This window comes from Acidimicrobiia bacterium (assembly GCA_016650365.1).
Lineage (GTDB): Bacteria > Actinomycetota > Acidimicrobiia > Spongiisociales > JAENVV01 > JAENVV01.
Genome location: JAENVV010000337.1, coordinates 1 through 3,387, shown reverse-complemented (window position 1 = coordinate 3,387; position 3,387 = coordinate 1). Strand labels below are relative to the sequence as shown.

General features: G+C 59.8%; 4 protein-coding genes. 2 read left to right on the top strand and 2 right to left on the bottom strand.

Features of this window, described 5'->3' with window-relative positions; genetic code table 11:
• The coding region (locus JJE47_18125; protein ID MBK5269344.1) for a hypothetical protein at positions 1 to 165 on the bottom strand (165 nt) is incomplete at its 3' end.
• A gap of 155 nt (positions 166 to 320) precedes the next feature.
• Here JJE47_18125 and JJE47_18120 point away from each other — a divergent pair.
• Positions 321 to 674 (top strand): metallopeptidase family protein, encoded by a 354-nt coding sequence (locus JJE47_18120; protein ID MBK5269343.1) that lies wholly within the window; start codon positions 321 to 323, stop codon positions 672 to 674.
• Here the strand turns inward: JJE47_18120 and JJE47_18115 are convergent.
• Positions 671 to 1,900, bottom strand: a complete 1,230-nt coding sequence (locus JJE47_18115) for an acyl-CoA dehydrogenase family protein (protein MBK5269342.1) — start codon at positions 1,898 to 1,900, stop codon at positions 671 to 673. The genes JJE47_18120 and JJE47_18115 overlap by 4 nt on opposite strands.
• Positions 1,901 to 2,083: 183 nt before the next feature.
• On the opposite strand from JJE47_18115, the gene JJE47_18110 reads away from it, so the two are divergent.
• Positions 2,084 to 3,387, top strand: a 1,304-nt coding sequence (locus tag JJE47_18110) for a hypothetical protein (GenBank protein ID MBK5269341.1), incomplete at its 3' end; no start/stop codon positions are given.

The following is a 3,387-nucleotide window of genomic DNA, read 5'->3' as shown; positions in this document are numbered from 1 at the left end:
TCCGAAGAAGTCACCACTGGTTGCCAGCCCGTTCGACTCCCGGATCGCATCCACGATGATCGGCGACAAGACCGTCAAACCCGCAACCAGCACAATGCCAATCAACCCAACGACGAACATAATGTCGAACGCAATCTTCGAAAGGCGAATCACCTTCATATTCATGTCCCTTACTCCTGTCTGTTTATCGGATATTGTTTATTGTTTTACAATAAATTATTATTGATAAACAGTCAAGTTCAGTTCATCAGGTTTCGACAAAGAATCGGCGGACGGCTGGTGACGCTACGATCGCTCGTCGATGTGGACGGTGATACAGAATGACCGATGATGAGTTCGACCGGGCAGTCGGCGACGCCCTTGGGAGCCTCCCCGAATGGGTCAACGAGACGATCGACAACCTCATCTTTGTCATCGCCGATCGCCCGACACCGGACCAGGATCCTCATGGTGACGGATTACTCGGCCTGTACGAGGGGGTTTCGCTGCTCGATAGGGGGAACGACTACTCGGCAGTCCTGCCGGACACCATCACCATCTTCAAAGAACCACACGTTGCGCTGGGACTCGATCCCGAAGGATTACGTCGCGAAATCAGAGTCACGGTCCTGCACGAGATCGCCCATCACCTTGGCATGGACGAACGTCGCCTTCACGAACTCGGTTGGGACTAGGAGCGACGCGTTTCGACCCAGGTTTTGCCCGCTTCGACATCAGGTTCGCGCGGTAGGCCGAGGGCTTGTTCGGCGACAATGTTGCGTTGAATGGCGAACGTGCCTCCGCCCAGCGTCAACGCAGGCTGGAACACGAACCCGTAATGCCAGATCGGATCAACGTCGGGGAACTGACTCGCCTCCCCACGCGGGAAGTTGATCTCGGTCAGGCCGTCCTGTTGGAGTTCGGGGACCGGTCCCGCCGGGCCGGAGCCTTCCAAAAGTCCGGCGGTACCGGCGAAGTCTTTGGCGAACTCCATGACGTGCTGGCCGTGTTCGTCGGACAAGATCTTCTGGACCGATGCCTCAGATCCCGGGGTCTTGCCCTGCAACCTGGCACTCAACATGCGCAGTTGTAACAACCGAAGCACCTCGGATTCGCAAAAGATCCGGGCAAGGCGATCCCGAACCATCGGATCGGGGGCGCCGCCGGCCCGTCTGACAAGGTCGACGAGAGTCCGGGCGGTCGGCCCGATCCCCCACAATGACCCTCCCGACGACAGCGAGGCCCGCTCGTTCGCCAACGTGGCAACTGCCAATCGCCAACCGTCGCCCTCCTCCCCCACTCGATTGGCGGCCGGGATGCGCACGTCATCGAAGAACACTTGATTGAACGAGTGAGCGGTCGACATGTCGATGATTGGCTGCATGGTGAGACCGGGAGCGTCCATCGGCATGATGAAGTACGAGATACCTTTGTGTTTCGGTACGTCGGCGTCGGTTCGGGCCAGCAAGATGCCGTACTTCGACTTGTGGGCGAAACTCGACCAGGTTTTCGATCCGGTTATGACGTACTCATCCCCGTCGCGCACCGCCCTGGTCGACAGGCTCGCCAGGTCGCTGCCCGAATCCGGTTCGCTGAAAAGCTGGCACCAGTACTCCTCACCACTGAAAATCCCCGGGAGATAGCGGGCCCGCTGCTCGTCGGTTCCCGCCAGGAGGATCACCGGGGCTGCCCAACCGATCCCGATGGCGTTGTCGGGACGCTTGATGCCGGCTCGATTGAACTCTTCGTCGATGATGACCTGGTGCATCGGGTCGGCGGCGACGCCCCACGGGGTCGGCCAATGAGGAACAACGTAGCCGGCTTCATACATCTCACGACCACTCGGGTGGGGGTGGTCGGTCAACCACGCTTTCACCGCAACCCGGCGTGGGTCATCTGCGGTCGGCATGTCGAAATCCATACGCCCAAGTTAGCGATTCACGGCCAATCGGATCGCCCACATTTGTGGAACGAGTGTGCATCCAGCCTCGACATATCGGTCTGGATGCACACTCGTTGCGGGAACAGGCTGGCCGCTACGATTCGTGTCAGGCCCTCGAGGGACGGGCCACCAGACAGGAGACGCCAGGAACAACTCATCTCGATGATCACCGAAAAGACCGGCTTGCCCACCGACAAGGCAGAAGAAGTTGTCGGTATGGTCATCGGTTTCGTCAAAGACAAGCTCCCAGGACCGATCGCCTCACAACTCGACGGTCTCCTGAACGGCGGTGCCGGCACCGGTGAAGGCGGCGGCCTGATGGACAACGTCAAAAGGCCTGGGCGGCCTGCTCGGCGGCTAAAAGATCGCAGGTCTCGTGAAACGGCCCTCGCCACGGCGGGGGCCGTACTTTTGGACCTTGACACCTTCCCGCGAAGAAAGTCGAATTTGACTACGGTTAGCCGCCGGAGGTTCCTCTTGGCAAACCGTTCAATCGCATGGCCAGGCACCGTTGTCTGGGTCCTGCACATGGCGTTGGCTCCGGCCTTCGTCTCTGTGTTACTCGCCGCCCCGGCGGTCGACGCCAAATGGCAACACAACCCAACCCATTTCTGGTTAGTCGCCATCGTGGCTTTCGCCAACCTCATGCTCGCCACCCGCATCGGACGAGAAGCTCAAGCTCGCAACGACGCCCGACTATTCCTCATGTCCTTGTCGTATTCGGTGAGCGCGGCGTTCTTTGGGGTCCATGCGTTGGCTACTCCCAAGCTGCTCGCAGGGGGCGCGAACCTCGGATTTTCGCTCGCTATGCCCGCCGGCTTGTTCGTGGCAGCCATCCTCGCCGCTTTGTCTTCCCTCGAGTGGTCGGAGTCACGCTCGGTGTCGATCGTCCGCTCCCGAACACAGCTGTCAATCGGGGTCCTGGCGATTGCGGCAGCGTGGCTGTATCTGAGCGTGAACGATATCGCTCCACTCGGAGTGTCGCTCGAAGAATCGGGGCTTTCTGACTTCTTCTTGCCTCTCGAAGTCGTCGGTGTGGCACTGTTCCTGGTGGCGGCCTTCCGCTACTACCTCGTCTACCGATCCCGGCCCTCACCGGTAGCAATGGCTTTGGTTACCTCACTGGTGTTGCTGGCTGAGGTAGTGGTTCTCGTCGGCCTCGCTCGGCCATGGCAGCTCTCGTGGTGGACGTGGCATGTCGTCATCCTCGTCAGTTATGGATATGTCGCATACGCTTCGTATGTCCAGTTCCGGCGAGAGGGTCGTCCCGGAGCCTTGTTCTCGTCGGTGGCGCTCGCCAGCACCGTCGAAGAAATCAAATCTGAATTCCGCAGCGCCCTTGAACAGTTGGTCTCGGCTATTGCAACGACTGCGTCTTCGGCCGATGCCCAACTCGCCGCCCGAGGCCTGGGCGAGCAGTTCGGCCTTTCGACCGGTCAAACCGACATTCTCGAAGACGCCGCCGC

What these genes read in the sequence shown, in the direction of transcription:
- JJE47_18120 (MBK5269343.1), top strand. Translation starts at nt 321, where the DNA reads ATGACCGATGATGAGTTCGACCGGGCAGTCGGCGACGCCCTTGGGAGC.
- JJE47_18115 (MBK5269342.1), bottom strand. Translation starts at nt 1,900, where the DNA reads ATGGATTTCGACATGCCGACCGCAGATGACCCACGCCGGGTTGCGGTG.